Below are 26,110 nucleotides of genomic sequence, written 5' to 3' on the forward strand. Positions count from 1 at the left end.
GGCAGTGGACGATAATACGCCGCTGCTTTTAATTTTAACTATAGCAAAGCGAGGGAATTAGTTGGCGATCACAAAAATATTTACGCAATACATCGCAGGAAAATTAACTTAACAATAATTATTTAACCTGATAACTAAATCTGCGCCATTTAAATATAAATTCGGGACATTTCGTATTGTTGAATATTTATTTAAACGGTAGCGCGGTGGCTGTGCAACGTTCGCCACCGCGCAACAAAACGTCAGACGATGCGGTGGCGCAGACGACCAATCTTCTCAATTTCCACTTCGATCTCATCGCCAGGGAACATAAACAGCGGTGGTGTACGCTTTTTCCCCACGCCGCCTGGTGAGCCGGTGATGATGACATCGCCCGGTGACAGCGGACTAAACGCCGAGATGTATTCAATGATCTTCGCCACCGGATGCACCATGCTGGCCGTGGTATCGTTCTGCACTTCGCGCTGATTCAGCCAGGTTTTGATCGCCAGCTGCTGCGGGTCCGGGATGTCGTCGGCGGAGGTCATCCACGGGCCAAAGCCGCCGGTTTGCTGCCAGTTTTTGCCTGCGGTAAACCAGGTGAACTGCATGTCGCGCACCGTGGCATCCATAAAGCAGCTGTAGCCCGCCACATGCTGCAGCGCATCGGCGGCTTTTACCTGATAAGCCGCTTTGCCGATGATCACCGCCAGCTCGCCTTCGTAATCAAATTCAGCCGTGGTCGCCGGTTTCAGCAGGGGCTGCTCGTGCGCAGCCAGCGAATCGGCAAAGCGCACGAACAGCGTCGGCGCGTCGAGCGTGGCGGCAAACTCCTGGCGCTTGTCGGCATAGTTCATGCCAACGCAGAAGACTTTGCCTGGGTTTTCCACCACCGGCAGGAAGCGAATCGCGCTGAAGGCATAGTCCACCGGCTCGCTCAGGTATCCCTGCAGGTCACTCAGGCCACCGCGCTGCAGCAGAGTTTTCAAATCCGGACAGCTGTCGCCCAGCCGCGTACCGAGATCGATCACGCCGTCGGCTTGCACGATGCCATAACTTTTTCTTGCCTGGTCAATAAGAGAAAAACTGCACAGCTGCATGATGGCCTCAATGTTATAGAGAATTTGCGCGCAGGTTATCAAAAGCCAGACGGAAAAGCGGTATGACCTGAGGGTAAAGTAATTAATGTTTGTGAGTTTTGGTGACAGAGATGCGCAGAGGGGAACGGCGCCGGGTGATAACCACAGGTCGATCCCTGACCGCGATTATCGAGGGTTTCTGGCGGAGCGCTTAGTTTAAGGCGCCCGGCGGTACGTGTTTGAAGGTCTCAACATAAGAGCGAAACACGGAGCGGAAAAAACGTTTCATGGTGCACCTGATACAAAAATTGTTGAAGAATTACGCGAAAATTATAACGCCCGCGCATTTTTCACGCAATTATTTTTGAACCAGATCACAAAAACGTGCCCACCCCATCGTGCAAGTCGTCAACGGAACAGCCCTAAGTGCTCAATCAGGATGGTGCAGCCAATGCTGATCAGTACCACGCCGCCCAGCACTTCCGCCCATTTGCCCATTACCGGACCGATAAAGCGACCGACCAGCACACCGGTGGTCGCCATGATAGTGGTGGCCGCACCGATGGTGAGCGCGGTGAGCACAATGTTAACCTGCAGGAACGCGAGGCCAACGCCCACCGCCAGCGCATCAAGGCTGGTCGCTACCGCCGTCAGCGCCAGTACCATAAAGCCGTGGCGCTGCGGCGCTTCGCACGGCTCGTCGGCCGTCTGACGGAAACCTTCCATGATCATCCGCCCGCCAAGAATGCCCAGCAGACCAAATGCCACCCAGTGATCCCACGCCATAATGTAGTGGCTGGCGGCCAGCCCGATGGCCCAGCCCACCAGCGGCGTCAGCATTTCAATGACGCCAAAAATCAGCCCTGTGCGTAATGCTTCTTTGAAGCCCGGACGATACAGCGACGCGCCTTTGCCCAGTGCTGCAGCGAAAGCGTCCATCGACATACCAAAGGCCAGAATCAGGGTTGCGATAAATGTCATGGTTTTCAGTCAATGCGGTGAAATAAGACGATTAAGCCTGCACTTTGTCCGCATATCGGGTTCAGTAATGAAAAAGTGCGCGCAGTCTAGCACGTCAACCCGCCAAAAAAAAGACAACAAAATCATGGGTTTAAGTATAGCAAAGGCTATAACTCTTAACTGCCGCTATTTCTGCAGCTAAGTGGATGGAATAGAAGAAATTTCTTAGCGCGCGCTGCTGCGGGGATTGCACCGCGCCGCGGTTTTATGCGCTAATGCCCGCGCTAACTGATTTGGAATGATGCGATGAAAAACCCATTTGAAACGCTGATCATCCCGGGCGGCATTCTGCTGCTGGGCTTTCTTTCGGCGCTACTGCTGCCCGCCCCTTCGTTTGGCGTGGCGCTGGCAAAACAGCTGCAGCAGGCTCTGCATCTGCAGGATGTGAATCAGCTGTACACCATGGTGTTCTGCGTCTGGTTTTTGCTGCTGGGTACCGTTGAGTTTTTCATTATTCGCTTCGTCTGGCGCCGCTGGTTCCAGCTGCGCTGAGCGGTGCGCGTGATGCATTTTTCTTCTGACGGGCGCCTGACACGGTGCCCAAATTAAAAGTCACACAAATGTAACATTATTTTTACACGATCTGGCGAAACATCAGGCAACATAAAATCCGCATAAAAAATCAATTTCGCTAAAACCTATCGTTTTCAATGCGTTAATTTGTGACCCAGCTCACCTTGTGAAATCAACCCTCTCCATTTCCCTCACACTGTCGCAACAACTACGTTACTATAACTGCCTGATTAGGGGATAAAAATCCCTTATGACAGCGCCGTCGGGCTGATTAATTCTTATGCTGAATCATTTCTGCATTTAAAAAATAAACAAACGTTTAATTCCGATACGAGAATGTTATATTCGAATGCATATGCATAACGTGCAGTTAACCGTTATCACACCTATGGCTTAAACCTGAGTCTTAACCTTTGAGAAATAGCGCAACGCGCTTGCAAAAAGCGTGGCTGTTTCGCCTGCGAACCTGTTGAGCTTCAGGGCAACAGAGAGGAGATGTCGCCTCATGAGCAACACTGCGGTAAATCTGGCGCTAGCCGCCGCTGGCATGGAAAGCACACACCTTCAGGAACGAAAAGACGTAGATGTCCTGCTGATCGGCGCAGGCGTGATGAGTGCTACCTTAGGCACCTGGCTGCAGGATCTCGAGCCAGACTGGTCGATTGAGATGGTCGAGCGGCTGGATGATGTCGCGGTCGAATCCTCTAATGGCTGGAACAATGCCGGCACCGGCCACGCGGCGCTGGCCGAGCTGAACTATACGCCCGAAAGAGCGGATGGCAGCATCGACATTGCCAAAGCGGTGGCGATTAACGAATCCTTCCAGATTTCCCGCCAGTTCTGGGCGTATCACGTACAGAAAGGCAACCTGAGTAATCCACAAAGCTTTATTCACAGCACGCCGCACATGAGTTTTGTCTGGGGCGAGGCCAACGTCGCTTTCCTGCGCAAGCGCTTCCAGGCGCTGCAGAAAAGCACCCTGTTCCGCGGCATGAACTATTCCGAAGATCGTGACCAGATCGCTCAGTGGATTCCGCTGGTGATGAACGGGCGTGACCGCAAGCAGAAAGTGGCGGCCACCTGGACCGACATGGGCACCGACGTTAACTTCGGTGAAGTGACGCGCCAGTTGATTGCCGCGCTGGAGAAGAAAGAGAATTTCCGCCTGCGTCTGCGTCAGGAAGTGCGCGATATCAAGCGCCTGAGCGATGGGCGCTGGCAGGTAAGCCTGCACAACCTCGCCAGCGGTGAGTCGCGTGTGCTGACCGCGCGCCAGCTGTTTATCGGTGCCGGCGGTGCGGCGCTGCCGCTGCTGCAAAAAACCGGCATCCCGGAAGTAAAAGGCTACGCCGGTTTCCCGGTGGGCGGCTCGTTCCTCGTCACGGAAAACCCGGACGTAGTGGCGCAGCACATGGCGAAGGTGTACGGCAAAGCCAGCGTGGGCGCACCACCGATGTCGGTACCGCACGTTGATACCCGCGTGCTGGATGGCAAGCAGGTGCTGCTGTTTGGCCCGTTTGCAACCTTCTCCACCAAATTCCTCAAACAGGGCTCGCTGCTGGATATGTTCGGCGCGATGAACAGCAGTAACCTGCTGCCGATGATGCAGGTTGGGCTGAAAAGCTTCGATCTGGTGAAATATCTGGTCGATCAGGTGCTGCAGAGCGATGACGATCGTATGGAAGCGCTGCGCGCTTATGTGCCGCAGGCAAAACAGGAAGACTGGAAGCTGGTCACGGCCGGTCAGCGCGTGCAAATCATCAAAAATGATGAGAAAGAGGGCGGCGTGCTGCGTCTCGGTACCGAAGTGGTCACTTCGGCCGACGGCTCGATCTCTGCGCTGCTGGGCGCGTCACCGGGGGCCTCCACCGCAGCACCGATTATGCTGGAGCTGATGGCGAAAGTGTTCCCGGAGCAAATGCGCTCGCCAGAGTGGCAAACCAAAATCCGCGCGGTAATCCCGTCGTGGGGCCGCAAGCTGAACGGCGACGTGGCGCTGACCGAGAAGGTGCTGGCCGAAACCAGTCGCGTGCTGCAGCTGGATTACGCACCGGTCATCACGCCGGAAGCCGCGAACGACGAAGGTCGTGAAACCGCCCATGTGGTGGGCAAATAAGCGGCGACGCCTGTCCCTTCACCGGTAAATAGAGACCTGACTGGGGCCGCAATCGCGGCCTCTTTTTTTGATTACGGTGTCGCCCTTTGGATGACGCAATCCCTGACGGTTCAGCCTGGGATTTATTCACCAGGAAGCGCGCGTTTGTTAGCGGCACAATACATTGCACATTGCGCGATAAATCGCGCCGCTACATCAGGGTGCGTCGTACGGCTTCGTTAACTGACCAGCCCCCCATATGGTGCCCCTGCTTACCGCGCCATCCAACGCCGTGGCATCAGCTCAACAGCAGCGCGTCATACAGCATCCAGCCGGTGGTCGCCACCAGCGACAGCGCCATTAGCGTGTTGAACGCCTGACGTTTCCACGCAATCTGCAGGTGATGGCGCAGCCGGTCGCCCAGCGCTGCCCAGATTAAAATGCACGGCAGGTTGAGGGCGGCAAAGCCGAGCAGCACCGCCAGCACACCGTTGCTGTTGGCGTACATCAGCGCCACGTTGGTGACCATCAGCCAGGCTTTGGGATTCACCGCCTGGAAACACACGCCGCCCAGCAGGGTCATCGGACGCGGACGTTCGCGCAGCTGCGGCGCACCGGCGCGGAAGATTTTCCACGACAGCCACAGCAAATAGCTGCATCCCACCACCGTCAGCGGCAACCGCACAGACGCCATCCAGTGCAATAGCAGCTCCAGCGCCACGCTCGCCAGCAGCATCTGTAACGCACAGCCGAGCAGGATGCCAAACAGCATCGGCAGCGTGCGCCGGAAGCCAAAATTGACGCCGGACGTGGCCAGTAACAGATTGTTCGGACCCGGTGTAATCGACATCACCGTAACGTAGCTAAAGAAGGATGGATCGAGCATGGTACGTTTCCCTGAGAATCAACGAAACACCATGCTAATGCGCATATTACGATGGCAACAGAGACACAAAATCACTATTGTGATGGATACAGTTAAGGCAATTTTAAATTGTACCTATCGCGCGCGGAGGCTTTTGTGTCCCTTCCTCTCTCATCCGGCCAGACGCTGTACCAGCAGCTGGCGGACAGCTTTGCCGAATCTATCCATCAGGGCACGCTGAAGCCGGGTAAGCGCCTGCCGGCCATCCGGCGCGTGGCGCAGTCGCACCAGGTCAGCATCAATACGGTGTTAAGTGCCTGGCATATTCTTGAAGATCGCGGCCTGATAGAAGCCCGTCCGCAGTCGGGCTACTACGTGCGTGGCGTGCTGCCCGCGGTGACGCGACCGCTCAGGCCAATGAGCGCCAGCGTTAATGACCCCAGCACGCAAAAACTGGCACTGATCGAGCAGGTGTTCGCCGCGCAGAACCACCCCGACTACACCAATATTTCGCTGGCCTGCCCGCAGGATAGTGAGCTGTTTCCGGCGGCGAAACTGGGACGCATTACCGCCTCCCTTATTCGCCGCGATAACGACATCATTGGTCGCTACGCGCTTCCGCCGGGTAGTGAGCGCTTACGGGAGGAGATTGCGCGCCGTAGCCTGCACACCGGCCTGAATCTCACTGTCGCGGACATCACCCTGACCCACGGCTGCATGGAAGCGCTGCAGCTGGCGCTGCGTGCGGTGACGAAGCCGGGCGACTGCGTCGGGCTTGAATCGCCGACCTACTTCTTTTTGTTCCCGCTGCTGGCCTCACTCGGGCTGAAGGCGCTGGAAATCCCCACCGATCCGCAAAACGGCCTGTCGCTGGATGCGCTGGAGATGCTGCTGCAGGAGCAGCGCATTCAGGCGCTGATCGCCATGCCGGGCGCGCAGAATCCGCTGGGCTACGTGATGCCGCTGGAGAATAAAAAGCGTCTCGCGAAGTTAGTGAATACTTACCACGTTCCGCTGCTGGAAGATGGGCTGTATGACGAATTGCAGTTTGACTGGCCGCTGTCGCCACCGGTCAAAGCCTTTGACCGCGACGGCTGGGTGATTTACTGCACCAGCTTCACCAAAACCGTCGCGCCCGATTTTCGCGTGGGCTGGACGGCTGCCGGCCGCTTCCATCCGGTGATTGCGCGGCTGAAAGCGGTATCGTCGATGACCGAATCAAAACTGCTGAGCGAAACGCTGGCCGAATTCCTCGCCAGCGGCGGTTATGATCACCATCTGCGCTCGCTGCGGCGTCGCTATGCCGCCAATCTGGATGCGGCGCGCGGCATCATTGCCCGTCACTTCCCGCAGGGCACGCGCGCTACCCTGCCGCGCGGCGGCTTTGTGTTTTGGGTCGAGCTGCCGGGCAAGGTTGACACGGTGGAGATGTTCCATCGCCTGTTGCAGGAGCAGATTTGCGTCACGCCGGGCGCGCTCTATTCACTGAGCGATCGCTATCGCCATGCGCTGCGTCTCTCCTGCTGCTATCCGTTTGATGAGCGTTACACCTGGGCACTGAAACGCACCGGCGCGCTGGCCTGTGAAATCACCGGTATCGCGCCGGGTCAGGCTCAGGGCTTACCGTTGCGGCCCCAGGTGGTGTAACCCTCGCGTTCGGTCAGGCGCTCGTAATAGGTTTGCACGGCAGGAAAGTCCGGATGGTCGAGCGGGGTTTCAAACCAGCGGTTCACCGCCAGGCCAACCGGAATATCGGCCAGGGTAAAGTTACGGCCCGCGACGTAGCGCCCGGTTTTTTCCAGCTGCTGATTAAGAATACCCATGGTGTGGCTCCAGCCTTTGACGGCGGCAGCCAGCAGGCGTGGATCCTGATGGGCTGGCGAATTGCGCACCAGCGACATAAAAGCATAGCGCCATGAGGTGTTGAGCTCGGTGGCCTGCCAGTCCATCCACTGATCGACCGGCGCGCGCGCCCGCGGATTATCCGGGTAGAGCCATTCACCGCCGTTGCTGTTGGCGAGGTAGCGCAGAATCGCGTTGGACTCCCACATCACGAAGTCATCTTCGATGATCACCGGCACCATGGCGTTGGGATTGAGCGCCATAAACTGCGGTGAGTGCAACGACTGCGGGTCTTCGCCCCACGGCTCGTGCTCCCAGGCAATATCCAGCTCTGAACAGAGCCACAGCACTTTACGAACGTTGATTGACGAGTTACGGCCCAGAATTTTTAACATAGCGGACTCCGCTGGCAGAATTGTTAATCTATTCATAGTCCTGTTAGACGCCTTAAGCAATCAGCAGGATGTAAATCCGGATTTCAGACAACCTCAATGAGGAAAGGAGCGAACATGCAGGTGGCGTTTAAACAAGTGGATGTGTTCTCCACAGGCGCGTTCAGCGGCAATCCGCTGGCGGTGATTATGGATGCCCAGGGTCTGAGCGATGCACAGCTGGCGGCCATCGCACGCTGGACCAATCTGTCGGAAACCACCTTCGTGCTGCCCCCACAGGATGCCACAGCCGACTATCGTGTGCGCATCTTTACGCCTGGCGGCGAACTGCCGTTTGCCGGACACCCCACGCTTGGCACCGCGCATGCCTTGCTGGAAGCCGGCTGGCCCCTGAAAACAGCGGGTAAGATCGTGCAGGAGTGCGGCGTGGGCCTGGTTGAGGTGCAGATTGGCGCTGATGGTACGCTGGCCTTTGCCGCGCCGGACGCCAGCCTGACGCCGTTCAGCGATGCGCTGATGAGCAGCGCACTGCACAGTGACGCGTTCGATCTCAGCCAGACGCCAGCCGTGGCGGATATGGGGATTCGCTGGCTGTTGATTCCGATGAGCAGCGCGCAGGCGGTGCTGGAGGTGGTCACCCAGGCGGACGATTTACTGCGGCTGCAGCAGCATGCGGGCGTGAACGGCATCGCCCTGTTTGGCTCGCTGCCGCAGGATGCAGAGGCGCAGTACGAGGTGCGCGCGCTGCTGGTCGAGAACGGTAGCCTGGTCGAAGATCCGGTCACCGGCAGCGCTAACGCCTGTCTGGCACGCTATCTGGCGGCGCAGGGCCAGCGGCAGGATTACTGCGCGCGTCAGGGCAGCGCCATCCAGCGTGCCGGTCGCATTGTGGTGCGTTTTGCCGGTGAGACAATCTGGATCGGCGGGCAAACCGTCACCCTGATTGATGGCACGATTGAGGTGTAAAACGGGCGCTGCTCCGTTCGTTAACACGATCCGGTCGCAGCGCGATGTTTTTACAGTGCCTGACCGCCGGAGGCCTCGATACGCTGGGCGGTAATCCAGCCGGTTTTGTCGCTCAGGATCGCGCTAATGGCATCACCGATGTCATCCGGCAGACCAACGCGGCCCAGCGCGGTCACTGAAGCGATATGCGCGTTCAGATCTTTCGTGTCGCGCACGCGACCGCCGCCAAAGTCGGTTTCAATCGCCCCCGGTGCCAGAATGTTGACGCGAATGCGGCGCTCGCCCAGCTCTTTCGCCTGATAGCGCGTCAGCACTTCCATCGCCCCTTTCATGGCGGCGTAAGTACCTGAACCCGGCAGCGTCATGCGCGTCAGACCGCTGGAAATGTTCAGGATGCGTCCACCATCGGCGATCAGCGGCAGCAGTTTCTGCGTCAGGAAATATGGCCCTTTAAAATGCACATTCACCAGCGCATCAAACTCCTCTTCACTGGTTTCGGCCAGCAGCTTGTAATGACCGTGGCCAGCGTTGTTCACTAAATAATCAAAGCTATCGCGCTGCCAGGTCTCGTTCAGCGTTGCTTTGACCCGCGCCGCAAAGTCATCGAACTGTTTACTGTCGCCCACATCCAGCTGCAGCGCCACCGCACGCGCGCCCAGCGCCTCAATCTCCTTCACGAGCGCCTGCGCTTCTTCAGCATGACCGCGCCAGGTAAACAGAATATCGACGCCCTTAGCCGCCAGTTTTAGCGCGCCATTCTTGCCCAGACCGCGGTTACCGCCGGTAATCAATGCAATTTTATGAGACATGTTTCGCTCCGGTTGGAAAATTGAACACGGATTAAGGATATTCGCGAATAATTGATCTATAAACGCAGGGGAATACACAGCACTGTTTCACTAACAACAACAATCGGTGAACAACATGGATAAAATTCACGCTATGCAGGTGTTTGTGCGGGTGGCAGAAATGGGCAGTTTTACCCGCGCGGCTGAGAGTCTGGGTTTACCCAAGGGCAGCGTTTCCCGCCAGCTGCAGGCGCTGGAAAACCAGATGGGCACACGCCTGCTGCACCGTACCACGCGCCGTGTGCATCTCACCCAGGATGGGCTGGTGTATTACGATCGCTGCCTGGATTTGCTGTCGATGCTGGATGATATGGACAGCCTGTTCCAGCACGATCCTGCCACGCTGAGCGGCAAGCTGCGCGTCGATATGTCGGTGGCGATGGCGACCGGTTTTATCCTGCCGCGCCTGCCAGAGTTTTTGCAGCACTATCCGGGCGTGGAGATTGAGCTGAGCAGCAGCGATCGCCAGGTTGATGTGATTCGCGAGGGCTTTGACTGCGTGTTGCGCGTGGGCGAACTGAAAGATTCCGGCCTGATTGCGCGAAAAATTGGCTCGCACGCCTTGATCAACTGCGCCAGCCCTGGCTACCTTTCCCGCTTCGGCATGCCGGTGCGGCTGGACGATCTCGGCCAGCACGCCATGGTGCACTATACCCAACAGCTGGGGCAGCCCTCGCCGGGCTTTGAGTACTTTGATGGCAAACAGTGCCACTACGTGCAGACCGGCGGCGTGGTGACGGTAAACAGCACCGAAACCTATCGCGCCGCCTGTATTGCCGGGCTGGGCATTATTCAGGTACCGGCGATTGGCGTGCAGCCGCTGCTGGAATCCGGCCAGCTGGTCGAAGTGCTGCACCACTTCCCGGCCAAACCGATGCCGATTTCCCTGCTCTATCCTCACCGTCGCAACGTGGCGCGCCGGGTGCGGGTGTTTATGGAGTGGCTGAGTCAGGTGCTGCAGGAATACGTGACCTGAACGGGCAGGCTATAATTTTATTTTCGCTGTGAACAGGATGCAGAAGGTCTATGACGGACAAAACCACAAAAGCCTCAGCGGCTGAAGCTAAGCCGCTGATTGATATCAAAACCGGCAACAAAACGGTGGATGGCTCGATCAGGCGCGTCTCACGCTTTGCCGCCTGGTTTCAGGCGATCCCGGCAGTAGCGCACTTTTTGCGCGCGCTGGAGCGCTTTAACGATCGCCTCGGCAGCCAGTTTGGTGCGGCGATCACCTATTTTTCATTTCTTTCGCTGATACCGATTTTGATGGTCTCCTTTGCGGCGGTCGGCTTTGTGCTGGCGTCCAATCAGGACCTGCTTTCTGAGTTGATCAACAAAATCGTTAACAGCATCAGCGACCCGACGCTGGCCACCACGCTGAAAAATACCGTGAATACCGCGATTCAGCAGCGCGCAACCGTCGGCCTGACCGGTTTGCTGCTGGCGCTCTACTCCGGCATTAACTGGATGGGTAACCTGCGCGAAGCGGTGCGCGCCCAGTCGCGTGACGTATGGGAACGCAAGCCGGATGACCAGGAAAAGTGGTGGAAGAAATATCTGCGCGACCTGGTTTCGCTGCTGGGCCTGATGCTGGCGCTGGTGATTACGCTGTCGCTGACCTCGATTGCCGGCGCAGCGCAGGCGGCGATCGTGAATGCGCTGGGGCTGGGCGATATCGAGTGGCTGCGGCCGGCGATGACCATCATCGCGCTGTCGATCTCCATCTTCGCCAACTATCTGCTGTTCCTGTGGATTTTCTGGATCCTGCCGCGCCACAAGCCACGCAAAAAAGCGCTGCTGCGCGGTACGCTGCTGGCGGCGATTGGGTTTGAGGTGATCAAGTTTGTTATGACGCTGACGCTGCCGAAGCTGGCGACGTCGCCCTCCGGTGCCGCCTTTGGATCGGTGCTGGGGCTGATGGCCTTCTTCTACTTTTTCGCGCGTCTGACGCTGTTCTGCGCCGCGTGGATCGCCACCGCAAAATACAAGGATGATCCCGAGATGTCGCAGCCGCATCACCCGGCGTAACGCGACAATTCAGTTACATTTGCCGCAACAGCAAAAAATGTTTCCTGCTGGCTACTAAAGCAGCAAAAACCAGCAGGAAACGCTAAAGGGTCACTTTTATTTGGCCCTTTTGCAGAGAATCACGCCAGAAAAGCCGCGCTTCCCCTTCCCATCCGCCGCCGATTGCCGTAACTCAGAAATTATCCTCTTTTTCGCCGCCAAAGCCCGGTGTGACGCGGTTTTTCGTCATTGAATGCGGCAAAACAGGTGCGTAAGATTCTTTGTTTACATTTACAATTAAGAAACAGTTATGCAAGCCTCCATCTCCGAAACATCCGACCAACCACACGACGGCACACCGGTTAACTCACGCAGTAAAGTGGTAGTTGCCTCGCTGGTCGGCACTGCGATCGAATTCTTCGATTTCTATATCTATGCCACCGCCGCGGTAATTGTTTTTCCGCATATCTTCTTCCCGCAGGGTGACGCTACGGTTGCCACACTGCAGTCGCTGGCCACCTTCGCTATTGCCTTTGTTGCGCGCCCTATTGGCTCCGCGCTGTTTGGTCACTTTGGCGATCGCGTGGGCCGTAAAGCGACGCTGGTTGCCTCGCTGCTGACCATGGGCGTTTCTACCGTACTGATCGGCCTGCTGCCGGGTTATCAGACCATTGGCGTGGCGGCACCGCTGCTGCTGGCGCTGGCGCGTTTTGGTCAGGGCCTGGGACTGGGCGGCGAATGGGGCGGCGCGGCGCTGCTGGCCACCGAGAACGCCCCGGCGAAGAAACGCGCGCTGTACGGCTCGTTCCCGCAGTTGGGCGCACCGATTGGCTTCTTCTTTGCCAACGGCACGTTCCTGCTGCTCTCGTGGCTGCTGACCGATGAGCAGTTCATGAACTGGGGCTGGCGCGTGCCGTTTGTGCTCTCTGCGGTGCTGGTGATTATCGGTCTGTATGTGCGCGTGTCGCTGCATGAGAGCCCGGTATTTGCCAAAGTGCAGAAAGAGAAGAAGCAGGTGCGTATCCCCATCGGAACGCTGCTGAGCAAGCATATGACCGCGACCATTCTCGGCACGTTTATCATGCTGGCGACCTATACGCTGTTCTACATTATGACGGTGTATTCGATGAGCTACGGCACCGCGCCGGCGCCGGTTGGTCTCGGCTATTCGCGTAACAGCTTCCTGTGGATGCTGATGGTGGCGGTGATCGGTTTTGGCGTAATGGTGCCGATTGCCGGCCTGCTGGCGGACCGTTTTGGCCGTCGCAAAACGATGATCACCATTACGCTGATGATTATCGCCTTTGCGCTGATGTTCCCGCTGCTGCTCGGCTCCGGCTCGCAGATTCTGGTGATGGGCTTCCTGCTGCTCGGCCTGAGTATTATGGGTCTGACATTCGGCCCGATGGGCGCGCTGCTGCCAGAACTGTTCCCGACCGAAGTACGCTATACCGGTGCGTCGTTCTCTTACAACCTGTCGTCGATTCTTGGTGCCTCGGTGGCGCCTTATATTGCGACCTGGCTGAATGCGAACTACGGCTTGCAGGCGGTGGGCTTCTATCTGGCCTCCATGGCAGTGCTGACGCTGATCGCGCTGATCGCCTGTAAAGAGACGCGCCACCAGACGCTGTATGAAGCGGTGTGATTGATTGCGTGTTGACAGAACCCGGCTCCGGCCGGGTTTTTTATTGGCGGTGTGGGGGGATGGTGCGGTGTGTCCCTCACCCTGGCCCTCACCCCGGCCCTCTCCCGTAAACGGGAGAGGGAGCGTCCGCGCGATGTTGATAGATAAGTGTAGAAACATCAGCCCGCACCGAACGGTTCCCTCTCCCGCCAGCGGGAGAGGGCCAGGGTGAGGGTGAGAAAAACCCTTCTGCACCCAGACATAAGACATAAAAAAACCCCGGCAAGCCGGGGTTTGAGTGTGCTGAAAACTGTGTCTCGCGTGCCTTAGCCCGCGACGGCGATGCGTTTCATGTCGGTCATATAGCCACGCAGTTTGCGACCAACGGCTTCGATTGGATGCTGGCGGATCGCTTCGTTCACGTCGCGCAGCTGCGCGTTATCCACCTGCGTGCCTTCCACCGCTTTGCCCAGGTCGCCAGGCTGCAGCGTGGTCATGAACTCTTTCAGCAGCGGAACGGCCGCGAAGGAGAACAGGTAGTTACCGTATTCTGCGGTATCGGAAATTACCACGTTCATTTCATACAGACGCTTACGGGCGATGGTGTTAGCAATCAGCGGCAGCTCGTGCAGCGATTCATAGTAAGCCGACTCTTCGATGATGCCCGCGTCAACCATGGTTTCGAACGCCAGCTCAACGCCCGCTTTCACCATCGCGACCATGACCACGCCTTTGTCGTAGTACTCCTGCTCGTCGATTTTGCCTTCGAACTGCGGGGCGTTTTCGAACGCGGTTTTACCGGTCTCTTCACGCCAGGTCAGCAGGTTTTTGTCGTCGTTCGCCCAGTCAGCCATCATACCGGAAGAGAATTCACCCGAGATGATGTCATCCATGTGCTTCTGGAACAGCGGGGCCATGATGGTTTTCAGCTGCTCAGACAGCGCGTAAGCGCGGATTTTTGCCGGATTAGACAGACGATCCATCATCAGCGTGATGCCGCCGAACTTCAGCGATTCGGTGATGGTTTCCCAGCCGAACTGAATCAGTTTCTCGGTGTACGCCGCGTCGTGACCTTCGGCCACCAGCTTGTCGAAGCACAGCAGTGAACCGGCCTGCAGCATACCGCACAGAATGGTCTGCTCGCCCATCAGGTCTGATTTGACTTCTGCCACGAAAGACGATTCCAGCACGCCTGCACGGTCGCCGCCGGTGGCTGCAGCCCAGGCTTTGGCAATCGCCATGCCTTCGCCTTTTGGATCGTTTTCCGGGTGAACAGCGATCAGCGTTGGAACGCCGAAGCCACGTTTGTACTCTTCACGTACTTCGGTACCCGGGCACTTCGGTGCCACCATCACCACGGTGATGTCTTTACGGATGGTCTCGCCCACTTCGACGATGTTGAAACCGTGAGAGTAACCCAGCGCGGCACCGTCTTTCATCAGCGGCTGAACGGCCTGCACAACGGCAGAGTGCTGCTTGTCCGGCGTCAGGTTAACCACCAGATCCGCCTGCGGGATCAGCTCTTCGTAAGTACCCACTTTAAAACCGTTTTCGGTGGCTTTACGGAACGACGCACGCTTCTCAGCGATGGCTTCAGCGCGCAGTGCGTAAGACACATCGAGGCCAGAATCACGCATGTTCAGACCCTGGTTCAGGCCCTGCGCGCCGCAGCCGACGATGACCACTTTCTTACCTTTCAGGAAGCTAGCGCCATCCGCGAATTCATCGCGCGACATGAAGCGACATTTGCCTAACTGCGCTAACTGATTGCGCAGATTCAATGTGTTGAAGTAGTTAGCCATGGGTACTCCGCTCAGATGTTGTGTTTGCTTTTGTTCAGTAACGGCGCCGGATTTAGCGCCGCGAATGACCCCATCATATGACAGGAAATCTGTTGCTTAAATTGATATATTAACAACGTCACATTGCAGAATTTGCAACATCACGCTGAGGGCAAAACGCGCATGGATTTACGAGACCTGAAACTATTTCTTCACCTGGCGGAAAGCTGCCACTTTGGCCGCACCGCGCGCGCCATGCACGTCAGCCCGTCGACATTATCACGCCAGATTCAGCGGCTGGAAGAGGATGTCGGACACGCGCTGTTCCTGCGCGACAACCGCACCGTGACGCTGACCGAAGCCGGCGAGCGGCTGCGTCAGTTCGCCCAGCAGACCCTGCTGCAGTATCAGCAGTTGCGCCATGTCATGGACCTGAACGGTCCGTCGCTGAGCGGCGAGCTGCGCCTGTTCTGCTCGGTAACCGCCGCCTACAGCCATCTGCCGCCGATTCTCGACCGCTTTCGCGCGGAGCATCCGCAGGTGGAGATCAAACTCACCACCGGCGACGCCGCCGATGCCATTGAAATGGTGCAGTCCGGTGAAGCAGATCTGGCCATCGCCGGCCGGCCGGAGTCGCTGCCCGCCAGTATCGATTTTACACCGCTGGGTTTGATCCCGCTGGTGCTAATCGCCCCGGCGCTGCCCTGCCCGGTGCGCAGCCAGGCGACGCAGGAACAGCCGGACTGGTCGCAGATTCCCTTTATCCTGCCGGATCAGGGGCCGGCGCGGCGCGGTATTGATTTATGGTTTCGCCGCCACCGCATTGCCAACCCGCAGATTTACGCCACGGTGTCTGGCCATGAGGCGATTGTGTCGATGGTGGCGCTCGGTTGCGGCATCGCGCTGCTGCCGGATGTGGTGCTGGAAAACAGTCCGGAACCGGTGCGCAATCGCGTACTGACGCTGGAGAATGTCGAATCGGTGGCGCCGCTGGAGCTTGGCGTATGCGTACAAAAAAAGCGGCTCGGGGAGCCGCTGATTAATGCTTTCTGGCACCTGCTGTAGTTTAGCCGGCGAGGAAGAAGCGAAATGCCGGATTGCTGGCTTCGTCGTGCCACTCATAGCCGAGCGCGTTGAGGTGAGTGTCGAAATCCGGCTCTTTGTCGTTGATCTCGAACGCCGCCAGCACGCGACCAAAATCGGTGCCGTGGCTGCGATAGTGGAACAGCGAAATATTCCAGTGCGCGCCCAGCGTCTGCAGGAACTTCAGCAGCGCGCCCGGCGCTTCCGGGAATTCGAAGCTGAACAGCCGTTCACGCAGCGGTTTTGACGGGCGTCCACCCACCATGTAGCGCACGTGCAGCTTCGCCATCTCATCGTCTGACAAATCCACCACCTGATAGCCGCCTTCAGCCAGCTGGCTGATGATCTCGCTGCGCTCTTCAAGGCCGCGCGTTAAACGCACGCCAACAAAGATGCAGGCGTTGTCGGCATCGGCATAACGGTAGTTGAACTCAGTTACCGCACGACCGCCCAGCGTCTGGCAGAAACGCAGGAAGCTGCCCTGCTGCTCAGGAATGGTGACCGCCAGCAGCGCTTCACGCTGCTCACCCAGTTCACAGCGCTCGGAGACATAGCGCAGACCGTGGAAGTTAACGTTGGCGCCCGACAGCACGTGCGCCAGCCGCTCGCCTTTGATGTCGTGCTGCTGGATGTACTTCTTCATGCCCGCCAGCGCCAGCGCGCCGGAAGGCTCCGCCACCGCACGCACATCCTCGAACAGATCCTTCATCGCTGCGCAGATGGCATCGCTGTCCACGGTGATGATGTCGTCGAGGTATTCTTTACACAGGCGGAAGGTTTCGCTGCCGATACGCTTGACCGCCACGCCTTCGGCAAACAGCCCGACGCGCGGCAAATCCACCGGCTCGCCGGCATCAAGCGCCGCTTTCAGGCAGGCAGAATCCTGCGACTCAACCGCGATAACCTTGATTTGCGGCATCAGCTGTTTAATCAGTACCGCCACACCCGCCGCTAAGCCGCCGCCGCCTACCGGCACAAACACGCGATCGAGATGCGCATCCTGCTGCAACAGCTCCATCGCCAGCGTGCCCTGTCCGGCAATCACTGCCGGATGATCAAACGGCGGCACGAAGGTGTAACCCTGCTGCTCCGCCAGCTCAATCGCTTTGGCTTTTGCCTCGTCAAAATTGGCGCCAAACAGGTAAGCCTCACCGCCAAACGCGCGCACTGCATCAACCTTGATGTCCGCCGTCGCCACTGGCATCACAATCAGTGACTTGATGCCGAGCGTGCTGGCCGAGAGCGCCACGCCCTGCGCGTGGTTGCCCGCCGAAGCAGTAACCACGCCGCGCGCTTTCTGCTCTTCCGTCAGGCCGGCGATCATGGCGTAAGCACCGCGCAGCTTGAAGCTGTGCACCGGCTGGCGATCTTCGCGCTTCACCAGAATGGTGTTGCCAAGACGCGACGAAATTTTTTCCATTTTTTGCAGCGGCGTTACCTGGGCAATTTCGTACACAGGCGCACGCAGCACCGCGCGCAGATACTCCGCGCCATTGGGCGACGCGGAAAGCGGTTGAGACTCAGCCATCAGAGATTAGCCTCCCAGCTTAGACTTATCGCGCACCGCGCCCTTGTCAGCGCTGGTGGCGAGCGATGCATAAGCACGCAGTGCGAAGGAGACCTGACGCACGCGACCGTGCGGCGTATAAGCCGCTTCGCCACGCGCTTCCTCTTCTTCACGACGGGCATGCAGTTCGTTATCCGGTACCGCCAGTTTAATGCCGCGATTCGGGATATCGATTTCAATGATGTCGCCATCTTTAACCAGCGCGATGGTGCCGCCGTTCGCCGCTTCCGGCGATGCGTGGCCAATGGAGAGACCCGAGGTGCCACCCGAGAAGCGTCCGTCAGTGATCAGCGCACAGCTTTTGCCAAGGCCCATCGATTTCAGATAAGTGGTCGGATAAAGCATTTCCTGCATGCCCGGACCGCCTTTCGGCCCTTCGTAGCGGATCACCACCACGTCACCGGCTACCACTTTGCCGCCGAGAATCGCTTCCACCGCATCGTCCTGGCTTTCATACACTTTTGCCGGACCTTTAAAGGTGAGGATCTCTTTGTCGACGCCGGCAGTTTTCACGATGCAGCCATCTTCCGCCATGTTGCCGTACAGCACTGCCAGACCGCCATCCTGAGAGAACGCGTGTTCGCGTGTGCGGATACAGCCTTCCTGACGATCGTCATCCAGCGTATCCCAGCGGCAATCCTGTGAGAACGCCTGGGTAGTACGGATGCCCGCCGGGCCGGCGCGGAACATCTTCTTCACCGCTTCGTCTTTGGTCAGCATGATGTCGTACTGATCGAGGGTTTCGCGCAGGTTGAGGCCCAGCACGTTGCGTACGTCGGTGTGCAGCAGGCCGGCACGATCCAGCTCGCCAAGAATACCGATTACCCCGCCCGCGCGGTGCACATCTTCCATATGATATTTCTGTGTGCTCGGCGCCACTTTGCACAGGTGCGGCACTTTACGTGACAGGCGATCGATGTCGGAGATGTTGAAATCGATCTCACCTTCCTGCGCGGCGGCCAGCAGGTGCAGCACGGTGTTGGTGGAACCGCCCATGGCGATATCCAGCGTCATGGCGTTTTCGAACGCAGCTTTGCTGGCGATGTTACGCGGCAGCACGCGCGCATCATCCTGCTCGTAGTACTGTTTGGTCAGGTTAACGATGCGCTTGCCGGCGTTGATGAACAGGTCTTTACGATCGGCGTGGGTTGCCAGCAGCGAGCCGTTGCCCGGCTGCGACAGACCCAGCGCTTCGGTCAGGCAGTTCATGGAGTTGGCGGTGAACATGCCGGAGCACGAGCCGCAGGTCGGGCAGGCGGAACGCTCAATCTGTTCGCTGTCGGCATCGCTGACGTTCGGGTTCGCACCCTGAATCATCGCGTCCACCAGATCCAGCTTAATGATTTTGTCTGACAGCTTGGTTTTACCGGCTTCCATCGGACCGCCGGAGACAAAGATCACCGGAATGTTGAGGCGCAGCGAGGCCATCAGCATGCCGGGGGTGATTTTGTCGCAGTTGGAGATACACACCATGGCGTCGGCGCAGTGGGCGTTCACCATATATTCCACGGAGTCGGCAATCAGCTCACGTGAAGGCAGTGAATACAGCATGCCGCCATGACCCATGGCGATACCGTCATCCACCGCGATGGTGTTGAATTCTTTGGCCACACCACCCGCGGCTTCGATTTGCTCAGCGACCAGTTTGCCAAGATCGCGCAGGTGCACGTGGCCCGGTACGAATTGGGTGAAGGAGTTAACCACGGCGATAATCGGCTTACCGAAATCGTCGTCGGTCATTCCGGTGGCGCGCCACAGGGCACGGGCACCCGCCATGTTACGACCATGGGTGGTGGTGGCGGAACGGTACTTAGGCATGCTCTATTTACTCCAGTCTGAAAAATGACGCGGGCGCTGCTGCACCCGCGTTACTGTCTTGTTATGGATTCACCTGATCCAGCCAGCCGTACTTGTCTTCGGTTTCGCCGGTGAACAGGCCAAAGAACGCCTGCTGGATTTTGGTGGTCACCGGGCCACGTTTGCCCTCACCCACCTGGATGCCGTCCACGCTGCGTACCGGCGTGATTTCTGCGGCAGTACCGGACATGAACACTTCATCCGCCAGGTACAGTGATTCGCGTGACAGCACCTGCTCGCGCACTTCGATACCGAGATCCTTCGCCAGCTTGATGATTGCATCGCGGGTGATGCCCGGCAGCGCTGAAGAGGTGAACGGCGGAGTGAACAGGATGCCGTCTTTCACTTCAAACAGGTTTTCGCCAGCACCTTCGGAGATATAACCCTGGGTATCCAGCGCGATACCTTCCTGATAGCCATGGCGGCGCGCTTCGCTGCCAACCAGCAGGGAAGAGAGATAGTTACCGCCCGCTTTCGCCGCGGTTGGCAGGGTGTTTGGTGCCACGCGATTCCAGGAAGAAACCATGGCGTTGATGCCCTGCTCCAGCGCTTCGGCACCCAGGTAAGCTCCCCACGGGAACGCAGCGATGATCACATCGGTGGTGAAGCCGTCTGGCGGGTTAACGCCGAGGCCCACGTCGCCGACAAAGGCCAGCGGACGAATGTAGGCACTCTTCAGTTTATTAACGCGAATGACTTCGCGGCACGCTTCCATCAACTCATCCACGCTGGCTTTGATCGGGAAACGGTAAATTTTGGCGGAGTCGTGCAGACGCTGCATGTGTTCACGGTGACGGAACACCACCGGACCTTTGTGTGAGTCGTAGCAGCGAACGCCTTCGAACACAGAGGTGCCGTAATGCAGTGCGTGAGACATAACGCTAACCTTGGCGTCTTCCCACTTAACCATCTCTCCATTGAACCAGATAAAGTCTGCTTTCTTCGTACTCATTGTTATTTCCTTTGGCGACTAGGCGCGGATTTGTTGTGTTGTCTGTTGCTGGATCTCGACACAGGCGACATCCATAAGTTTGCTTAACTGCGAAGACAGTAAATCGACTGAGCGCTGGCTGGCAACGGTCATTTCGATATTAATGTTCTCCGCATTGACGGCGGACGCCATATTCATCGCGCAGACCTGGAAGCCACGGTGACGCACGACGCGCAAAATGCGCTCCAATATTTCAGGGCGAAAGCGGGCTTCGATAGACAATTGATGCTGGTTCATACGGTTTTCTCCATCATGTTTGCGTTGCTGGCACCCGGCGGTACCAGTGGCCAGACGTTTTCATGCTCATCAATCGCAACATGCAGGAAGTAAGGACCTTCACTGTTCAGCAGAGCATCAATCGCGGCGTCGACCTGATCTTTACGGCTAATGCGCTGGCCCGGAATATCAAAGGCGCTGGCCAGCGTGAGGAAATCGGGGTTATCGGTGAGGATGGTTTCGCTGTAGCGGCCATCAAAGAACAGCTGCTGCCACTGGCGAACCATGCCAAGACGCTGGTTATCCAGCAGCAGGATTTTTACCGGCAGCTGCTTACGCTTGATGGTGCCCAGCTCCTGAATATTCATCATGATTGAGCCGTCACCGGACACGCAGATAACGGTGTCATCCGGACGGGCAACCTGCGCGCCCACCGCAGCCGGCAGCCCAAAGCCCATGGTGCCCAGACCGCTGGAGGTGATGAAGTTTTCCGGCGCGCTGAAGCGCATGTGCTGCGCCGCCCACATCTGATGCTGGCCAACGTCGGTGGTTACCACCGCGCTGTCAGGTTTACGATCTGACAACTGCTTCAGCAGCAGCGGCGCGTAGATCGCCTCGCCGGGATGGTCGTAACGCCACGCGAACTCCGCGTTCATCGCTTTAACTTCAGTACGCCAGCCGTCGATCTGCAGCGGCATGCTCAGCGCCGGCAACACTTGGTTGAGATCGCCCTGCAGCGAAACGTGAGCGCGACGCAGTTTGTTCAATTCCGCCGGATCGATATCGATATGAATGACGCTGGCGTGCGGCGCGAAGGTATCCAGCTTACCGGTGACGCGGTCGTCGAAGCGTGCGCCGACGGCAATCAGCAAATCACAGGATTGCACCGCCAGGTTGGCCGCTTTGGTGCCGTGCATGCCGAGCATACCGAGATAGAGATCGCTGCTGGCTTCGGCGCTGCCCAGCCCTTTCAGGGTAGAAACCATCGGGATGCCGGTCTCCTGCGCCATAGCCCGCAGCGCCGGGACGGCCTGCGCCATGCCGACACCGCCGCCGATATACAGCATCGGTTTTTGCGCCTGCGCCATCAGCGCGCGCGCTTCGGCAATGTGCTGCGGTGAGTGGCTCAATGCCTCTTCAACCGGCAGCAGGTGCGGCGTCAGGTCACCGCTGGCAATCTGAATATCTTTGGGAATGTCGACCAGCACCGGTCCCGGACGGCCGGACTGCGCGATGGCGAAAGCTTCCGCCATCACCGAGGGTAAATCATCCAGCGATTCAACGAGGAAGCTGTGTTTAGTACAGGCTAATGACAGGCCAAGAACGTCGATCTCCTGAAAGGCGTCGGTACCGATAAACGCTGAAGAGACCTGCCCGGTGATGGCGACAACCGGAACGGAATCCATCATCGCATCGGCCAGCCCGGTGATCAGGTTGGTGGCGCCCGGTCCGGAAGTCGCGATGCAAACCCCGGTTTTGCCGGTCGCACGCGCATAACCGATCGCTGCCATCACCGCACCTTGTTCATGACGACACAGTAGATGTTCCACGCCGCCATCGTAGAGCGCATCGTACACTGGCATGATTGCTCCGCCAGGATAACCAAACACTGTGTCGACACCCTGCGCGCGTAAAGCCTGAACTACCCACTGTGCACCTGTCATGGTTATTCTCCTGTATTCCTGCTGGAACAACAGAATTTTATGCTACTGCTCATAATCTGTTCCTCGCTGATTCGCTGATATTTCGTCTGGTCGAAAAAAAACCCCCGGACCTTACGGTGCGGGGGTTTTTCGAATTCCAGGCTTGATTTTTAAGCCTTTCTTTCTCCAAGCGTAGCCCCGCACGGTGGGTTAATAATCACCACCACGCTAATCACGACTAGGCTAATCACTTGTAGAAGGGCTTTCATGTGTCGTCTGTTTTTTCGTTAGTTCGAAGTAATACCTACAGAGTTACCATAGTTAGCAGGGGATTTACAATAATTTTCATCGGAAAATTTTATGACGCGCGCAGCTGACGCGCGTTATCGCTTTGTAAGTAAAAGGTTATTCGCATTTGTGATAATTATTCATTACGCCCGCGACGCAACCGTTATTTTGCTTTTGCGATCTGGCTGCGAAAATTAATGAACAGGATGAAAAGCGCAGCGATTTTCCTGAATACCGCTTCGGGATGATAGTTTCAGCGATCGCCGTGTGGATTTTTTTCAGCAAGGATAAAGGCAACAAGGAGCGGTTATGTCTTTATCAAAGGTATTAACACGCGCGGCGCTCGGAGTGCAGGCTCCACTGGTGACGATTGAAGTGCATATCAGCAACGGTCTGCCAGCGTTGACGCTGGTTGGTCTGCCGGAAACCACCGTCAAAGAAGCCCGCGAACGCGTGCGCAGCGCCATTATTAATAGTGGTTTCACCTTTCCGGCGAAGCGCGTCACCATTAATCTCGCGCCAGCAGATTTACCTAAAGAGGGTGGGCGCTACGACCTGCCGATCGCTATCGCCATTCTAGCGGCCTCAGAGCAGCTGCCAGGCGATAAGCTGGCCCATTATGAGTTCCTGGGTGAGCTGGCGCTAAACGGCGCGCTGTGTGGCGTTCAGGCCGCGATTCCTGCTGCCATGGCGGCGCTGCAGGCCGGGCGTCAGATGGTCTTAGCGGAGCAGAATCAACAGGATGTCGGCCTGATACAACAGGGTGAAACGCTGGTGGGCAAGCATCTGGTGGAGATCTGCGCTTTCCTGCATAACCAGACGGCGCTGACGGTCGCCCATTACCAGCCTGAAACGGTGCCGCACGAGCAGCAGGACCTGAGCGATATTATTGGCCAGCAGCAGGGACGGCGCGCGCTGGAAATCACCGCCGCCGGTGGCCATAACCTGTTGCTACTGGGCCCGCCCGGCACCGGTAAGACCATGCTGGCAACCCGATTGCCCGGCATTATGCCGCCGCTGGACGACCAGGAAGCGCTGGAGTGCGCCGCGATTGCCAGCCTGGTCAGCAGCGGTACGCTACATCATCAGTGGCGTAGACGGCCGTTCAGAGCGCCTCATCACAGCGCATCGCTGTATGCGCTGGTCGGCGGAGGATCCCTGCCGCGGCCGGGTGAAATTTCGCTGGCGCATAATGGGGTGCTTTTTCTTGATTAACTGCCCGAGTTTGAGCGCAAAGCGCTGGATGCGTTACGCGAACCGATTGAGTCCGGTGAAATCGCCATTTCCCGATCCCGCGCCAAAGTCACTTTCCCTGCACGCTTTCAGCTGATTGGTGCAATGAATCCCAGCCCGACGGGCCATTATCAGGGGAATCATAATCGCTGCACGCCGCAGCAGGTGCTGCGCTATCTCAGCCGGCTGTCTGGTCCGTTTCTGGATCGCTTCGACCTGTCGCTGGAGATTCCGCTGCTACCGGGCGGCTCGCTCAGCCAGAAGCAGCAGCACAGCGAAACCAGCGCGCAGGTGCGCGCCCGCGTACTGGCCGCCCGGGCGATACAGATGGCACGCGCGGGCAAAGTGAATGCGCAGCTGTCGAATCCGGAGATCGCCCGTGATTGTGTGTTACAGCAGCAGGACGCGGAATGGCTGGAGGAGATCCTGAATGCACTGGGATTATCAGTGCGTGCGTGGCAGCGCATCTTAAAGGTGGCGAGAACCATCGCAGATTTAGCGGGTGAACGGCAGGTTACGCGTCAGCATCTGCAGGAGGCGGTGGGATATCGCAGTATCGATCGTTTACTGATTTACCTGCATAAAAGCCTGGAATGACAACGGGGCTGAAATCAGCCCCGTCATGTTAATCGTCGCTATCGCTGAAGTCTTCCACCGTGTCCATCTGCGGTTTACCGCCGGACAAGGTATGAAAACGTTTCGGACGCTTGATACGTGCAGTGTATTTTGACCAGACACGTTCAGCCTCAGTCTGCGGCTCACGCAGACCACGACAGACTTCAATAAACAGACGCTCTTCTTCGGTCTCCGGATCGCGCTTAGCGAGATCCAGTTCGTTGAAAGCGTATCCGTGGCGTTCCAGAAGCTGCGCTTCTTTAATGGTGAAGTCACCATGACGCGAAAAACCACGAGGGTAATGTTTGTTATCAAAGAAACGATTAGTTGTTGCGAAGCTGTCCGCCATCTTACACGCTCCTGATTCTCATATGGCCGTGCTATTTATGGCGCGGAGTATTAGATAGGCTTGACAGAGTGTAAAACAAAACATTTAAATCAGTACGACAAACATTTTTTGGGAGAATGCTGTGGATACGGAATTACTGAAAACTTTCCTCGAAGTGAGCAGAACGCGCCATTTCGGGCGTGCTGCTGAAGCGCTTTACCTCACGCAATCTGCCGTTAGTTTTCGCATCCGTCAGCTGGAAAATCAGCTGGGCGTTAATCTTTTTACCCGTCACCGCAATAATATCCGGCTGACTTCAGCAGGCGAGCGCTTATTGCCCTACGCTGAGAGCCTGATGAGTACCTGGCTGATGGCAAAGAAGGAGGTTTCGCATACCCAGCAGCACCATGAGCTATCAATCGGTGCCAGTGCATCGCTCTGGGAAGCGTACCTTACGCCCTGGCTGCAGACGCTATACGAGAACCGGGAGAGCCTGCATCTGGAAGCACGTATTGCTCAGCGCCATTTGCTGGTCAAGCAGTTACATGAGCGTCAGCTCGATTTGCTGATCACCACCGAAGCGCCAAAAATGGATGAACTCACCAGTCAGCAGATCGGTCATATTTCACTCGCGCTCTTTCGCGCACGCAAAACTGAAAAGCGTGAAAAATATGATTACATCAAACTCGAGTGGGGCGCGGATTTCCATCAGCATGAAAGTTATCTTTCCAGTGATGACGTACCGGTATTAACTACCACTTCAGCACATGTGACCCGCGAATTGCTACATACCACGGGTGCCTGCGCTTTTTTACCTGATTTCTGGCACGGCATTTATAGCGATTTGATGGTTATTCCAGACACACCCGTCGCAGTGCGACCGTTATATGCGGTATGGCTGCAGAATAGCGATCAACAGGCACACATTCGTCAGCTGCTTAAATATCCGGTCCTGACTCACTGAAGCAATAATTGAGGGAGTTTGAGTGGAAGAAATGAAACTCAGGCTCTTGCCTGTGCCGGATTTCAGGCAAAAAAAATCCTTTGCCGAAGCAAAGGATTATTTTCTGGCAGGGGCGGAGGGACTCGAACCCCCAACACCCGGTTTTGGAGACCGGTGCTCTACCAATTGAACTACGCCCCTAATTAGGGTGGCGGAACGGACGGGGCTCGAACCCGCGACCCCCTGCGTGACAGGCAGGTATTCTAACCAACTGAACTACCGCTCCACCGATTCTGTACTGATATCAGACCGTCGCTGATTTCAGGTGTTTCGCC

The 26,110-nt window shown here is 57.3% G+C and carries 23 protein-coding genes, 2 tRNA genes and 1 pseudogene; 10 read left to right on the plus strand and 16 right to left on the minus strand.

Going from position 1 to position 26,110, the window contains the following annotated elements; all coding sequences use genetic code 11:
• Positions 1–242 precede the first annotated feature (242 nt).
• The 3 genes from F3J36_RS16785 to mntP all read right to left on the minus strand — a co-directional run bounded on the left by F3J36_RS16785 (position 243) and on the right by mntP (position 2,039).
• Positions 243–1,079: a fumarylacetoacetate hydrolase family protein gene (locus F3J36_RS16785; RefSeq protein WP_166720076.1), complete on the minus strand. Its 837-nt coding sequence runs from the start codon at positions 1,077–1,079 to the stop codon at positions 243–245.
• 190 nt (positions 1,080–1,269) lie between these two features.
• Positions 1,270–1,347, minus strand: coding sequence for a stress response protein AzuC (azuC, locus tag F3J36_RS24390; protein ID WP_125310475.1), 78 nt, complete (start codon positions 1,345–1,347; stop codon positions 1,270–1,272).
• Positions 1,348–1,466: 119 nt separating this feature from the next.
• A complete protein-coding gene (gene mntP / locus F3J36_RS16795) occupies positions 1,467–2,039 on the minus strand; it encodes a manganese efflux pump MntP (protein ID WP_021507902.1) in 573 nt (190 codons plus the stop codon).
• 285 nt (positions 2,040–2,324) lie between these two features.
• On the opposite strand from mntP, the gene F3J36_RS16800 reads away from it, so the two are divergent.
• Positions 2,325–2,570: a DUF1158 domain-containing protein gene (locus F3J36_RS16800; protein WP_010615729.1), complete on the plus strand. Its 246-nt coding sequence runs from the start codon at positions 2,325–2,327 to the stop codon at positions 2,568–2,570.
• A 526-nt stretch (positions 2,571–3,096) separates the two neighbouring features.
• The gene (locus F3J36_RS16805) at positions 3,097–4,707 is read left to right on the plus strand and encodes a malate:quinone oxidoreductase (protein ID WP_166720077.1); all 1,611 of its coding nucleotides are present in this window, start codon (positions 3,097–3,099) and stop codon (positions 4,705–4,707) included.
• Positions 4,708–4,984: 277 nt separating this feature from the next.
• Here the strand turns inward: F3J36_RS16805 and F3J36_RS16810 are convergent, their stop codons facing one another.
• The gene (locus F3J36_RS16810; protein ID WP_058759374.1) at positions 4,985–5,572 is read right to left on the minus strand and encodes a LysE family translocator; all 588 of its coding nucleotides are present in this window, start codon (positions 5,570–5,572) and stop codon (positions 4,985–4,987) included.
• A gap of 135 nt (positions 5,573–5,707) precedes the next feature.
• On the opposite strand from F3J36_RS16810, the gene F3J36_RS16815 reads away from it, so the two are divergent.
• The gene (locus F3J36_RS16815) at positions 5,708–7,198 is read left to right on the plus strand and encodes a PLP-dependent aminotransferase family protein (RefSeq protein ID WP_166720078.1); all 1,491 of its coding nucleotides are present in this window, start codon (positions 5,708–5,710) and stop codon (positions 7,196–7,198) included.
• Here the strand turns inward: F3J36_RS16815 and F3J36_RS16820 are convergent.
• Positions 7,165–7,788: a glutathione S-transferase family protein gene (locus tag F3J36_RS16820; RefSeq protein WP_058780243.1), complete on the minus strand. Its 624-nt coding sequence runs from the start codon at positions 7,786–7,788 to the stop codon at positions 7,165–7,167. The genes F3J36_RS16815 and F3J36_RS16820 overlap by 34 nt on opposite strands.
• A gap of 114 nt (positions 7,789–7,902) precedes the next feature.
• Here F3J36_RS16820 and F3J36_RS16825 point away from each other — a divergent pair, with 114 nt between their 5' ends.
• Positions 7,903–8,751, plus strand: a complete 849-nt coding sequence (locus tag F3J36_RS16825) for a PhzF family phenazine biosynthesis protein (protein WP_166720079.1) — start codon at positions 7,903–7,905, stop codon at positions 8,749–8,751.
• A 50-nt stretch (positions 8,752–8,801) separates the two neighbouring features.
• Here the strand turns inward: F3J36_RS16825 and F3J36_RS16830 are convergent, their stop codons facing one another.
• Complete coding sequence (locus F3J36_RS16830) at positions 8,802–9,560, minus strand: SDR family NAD(P)-dependent oxidoreductase (RefSeq protein ID WP_166720080.1); 759 nt, start codon at positions 9,558–9,560, stop codon at positions 8,802–8,804.
• A gap of 115 nt (positions 9,561–9,675) precedes the next feature.
• Between F3J36_RS16830 and F3J36_RS16835 the strand changes: the two genes are divergently transcribed.
• From F3J36_RS16835 to F3J36_RS16845, 3 genes are all read left to right on the plus strand, one after another.
• Positions 9,676–10,575 (plus strand): LysR family transcriptional regulator, encoded by a 900-nt coding sequence (locus tag F3J36_RS16835; protein ID WP_031279769.1) that lies wholly within the window; start codon positions 9,676–9,678, stop codon positions 10,573–10,575.
• 50 nt (positions 10,576–10,625) lie between these two features.
• Complete coding sequence (gene yhjD / locus F3J36_RS16840) at positions 10,626–11,627, plus strand: inner membrane protein YhjD (protein ID WP_166720081.1); 1,002 nt, start codon at positions 10,626–10,628, stop codon at positions 11,625–11,627.
• 289 nt (positions 11,628–11,916) lie between these two features.
• Positions 11,917–13,251 carry an MFS transporter gene (locus F3J36_RS16845; protein ID WP_166720082.1) on the plus strand — a complete coding sequence of 445 codons (1,335 nt, stop codon included), beginning with the start codon at positions 11,917–11,919 and terminating at the stop codon, positions 13,249–13,251.
• 305 nt (positions 13,252–13,556) lie between these two features.
• Here F3J36_RS16845 and ilvC read toward each other — a convergent pair whose 3' ends face one another.
• The gene (gene ilvC, locus F3J36_RS16850) at positions 13,557–15,032 is read right to left on the minus strand and encodes a ketol-acid reductoisomerase (protein ID WP_021507912.1); all 1,476 of its coding nucleotides are present in this window, start codon (positions 15,030–15,032) and stop codon (positions 13,557–13,559) included.
• A 162-nt stretch (positions 15,033–15,194) separates the two neighbouring features.
• On the opposite strand from ilvC, the gene ilvY reads away from it, so the two are divergent.
• Positions 15,195–16,076 (plus strand): HTH-type transcriptional activator IlvY, encoded by an 882-nt coding sequence (gene ilvY / locus F3J36_RS16855; RefSeq protein WP_021507913.1) that lies wholly within the window; start codon positions 15,195–15,197, stop codon positions 16,074–16,076.
• 1 nt (position 16,077) lies between these two features.
• Here ilvY and ilvA read toward each other — a convergent pair whose 3' ends face one another.
• The 6 genes from ilvA to ilvL all read right to left on the minus strand — a co-directional run bounded on the left by ilvA (position 16,078) and on the right by ilvL (position 22,637).
• Positions 16,078–17,622 (minus strand): threonine ammonia-lyase, biosynthetic, encoded by a 1,545-nt coding sequence (gene ilvA, locus F3J36_RS16860; protein ID WP_058759907.1) that lies wholly within the window; start codon positions 17,620–17,622, stop codon positions 16,078–16,080.
• A 6-nt stretch (positions 17,623–17,628) separates the two neighbouring features.
• A complete protein-coding gene (gene ilvD / locus F3J36_RS16865) occupies positions 17,629–19,479 on the minus strand; it encodes a dihydroxy-acid dehydratase (protein ID WP_021507915.1) in 1,851 nt (616 codons plus the stop codon).
• 61 nt (positions 19,480–19,540) lie between these two features.
• On the minus strand, positions 19,541–20,470 hold the full coding sequence (locus tag F3J36_RS16870) for a branched-chain amino acid transaminase (RefSeq protein WP_021507916.1): 930 nt from the start codon (positions 20,468–20,470) through the stop codon (positions 19,541–19,543).
• Between the two features lie 18 nt (positions 20,471–20,488).
• On the minus strand, positions 20,489–20,746 hold the full coding sequence (gene ilvM, locus F3J36_RS16875) for an acetolactate synthase 2 small subunit (protein ID WP_008106624.1): 258 nt from the start codon (positions 20,744–20,746) through the stop codon (positions 20,489–20,491).
• Positions 20,743–22,389, minus strand: a complete 1,647-nt coding sequence (ilvG, locus tag F3J36_RS16880) for an acetolactate synthase 2 catalytic subunit (RefSeq protein WP_021507917.1) — start codon at positions 22,387–22,389, stop codon at positions 20,743–20,745. Before ilvG ends, ilvM begins: the two co-directional genes overlap by 4 nt.
• A gap of 149 nt (positions 22,390–22,538) precedes the next feature.
• The gene (gene ilvL, locus F3J36_RS16885; protein ID WP_071813600.1) at positions 22,539–22,637 is read right to left on the minus strand and encodes an ilv operon leader peptide; all 99 of its coding nucleotides are present in this window, start codon (positions 22,635–22,637) and stop codon (positions 22,539–22,541) included.
• Positions 22,638–22,965: 328 nt separating this feature from the next.
• Here ilvL and F3J36_RS16890 point away from each other — a divergent pair.
• Positions 22,966–24,486, plus strand: a pseudogene (locus tag F3J36_RS16890) (YifB family Mg chelatase-like AAA ATPase).
• A 28-nt stretch (positions 24,487–24,514) separates the two neighbouring features.
• On the opposite strand, the gene F3J36_RS16895 reads toward F3J36_RS16890, so the two are convergent.
• Positions 24,515–24,853 (minus strand): DUF413 domain-containing protein, encoded by a 339-nt coding sequence (locus tag F3J36_RS16895; RefSeq protein WP_021507919.1) that lies wholly within the window; start codon positions 24,851–24,853, stop codon positions 24,515–24,517.
• A gap of 121 nt (positions 24,854–24,974) precedes the next feature.
• Between F3J36_RS16895 and hdfR the strand changes: the two genes are divergently transcribed.
• Positions 24,975–25,796, plus strand: coding sequence for an HTH-type transcriptional regulator HdfR (gene hdfR / locus F3J36_RS16900; protein WP_031279770.1), 822 nt, complete (start codon positions 24,975–24,977; stop codon positions 25,794–25,796).
• A gap of 104 nt (positions 25,797–25,900) precedes the next feature.
• Here hdfR and F3J36_RS16905 read toward each other — a convergent pair.
• Together F3J36_RS16905 and F3J36_RS16910 are read right to left on the minus strand one after the other, a co-directional pair.
• Positions 25,901–25,976, minus strand: a tRNA-Trp gene (locus F3J36_RS16905).
• An 8-nt stretch (positions 25,977–25,984) separates the two neighbouring features.
• A tRNA-Asp gene (locus F3J36_RS16910) sits at positions 25,985–26,061 on the minus strand.
• Positions 26,062–26,110 lie beyond the last annotated feature (49 nt).

Origin of the sequence: Pantoea sp. Cy-640 (assembly GCF_011752635.1) — a bacterium.
Taxonomy (GTDB): domain Bacteria; phylum Pseudomonadota; class Gammaproteobacteria; order Enterobacterales; family Enterobacteriaceae; genus Pantoea; species Pantoea dispersa.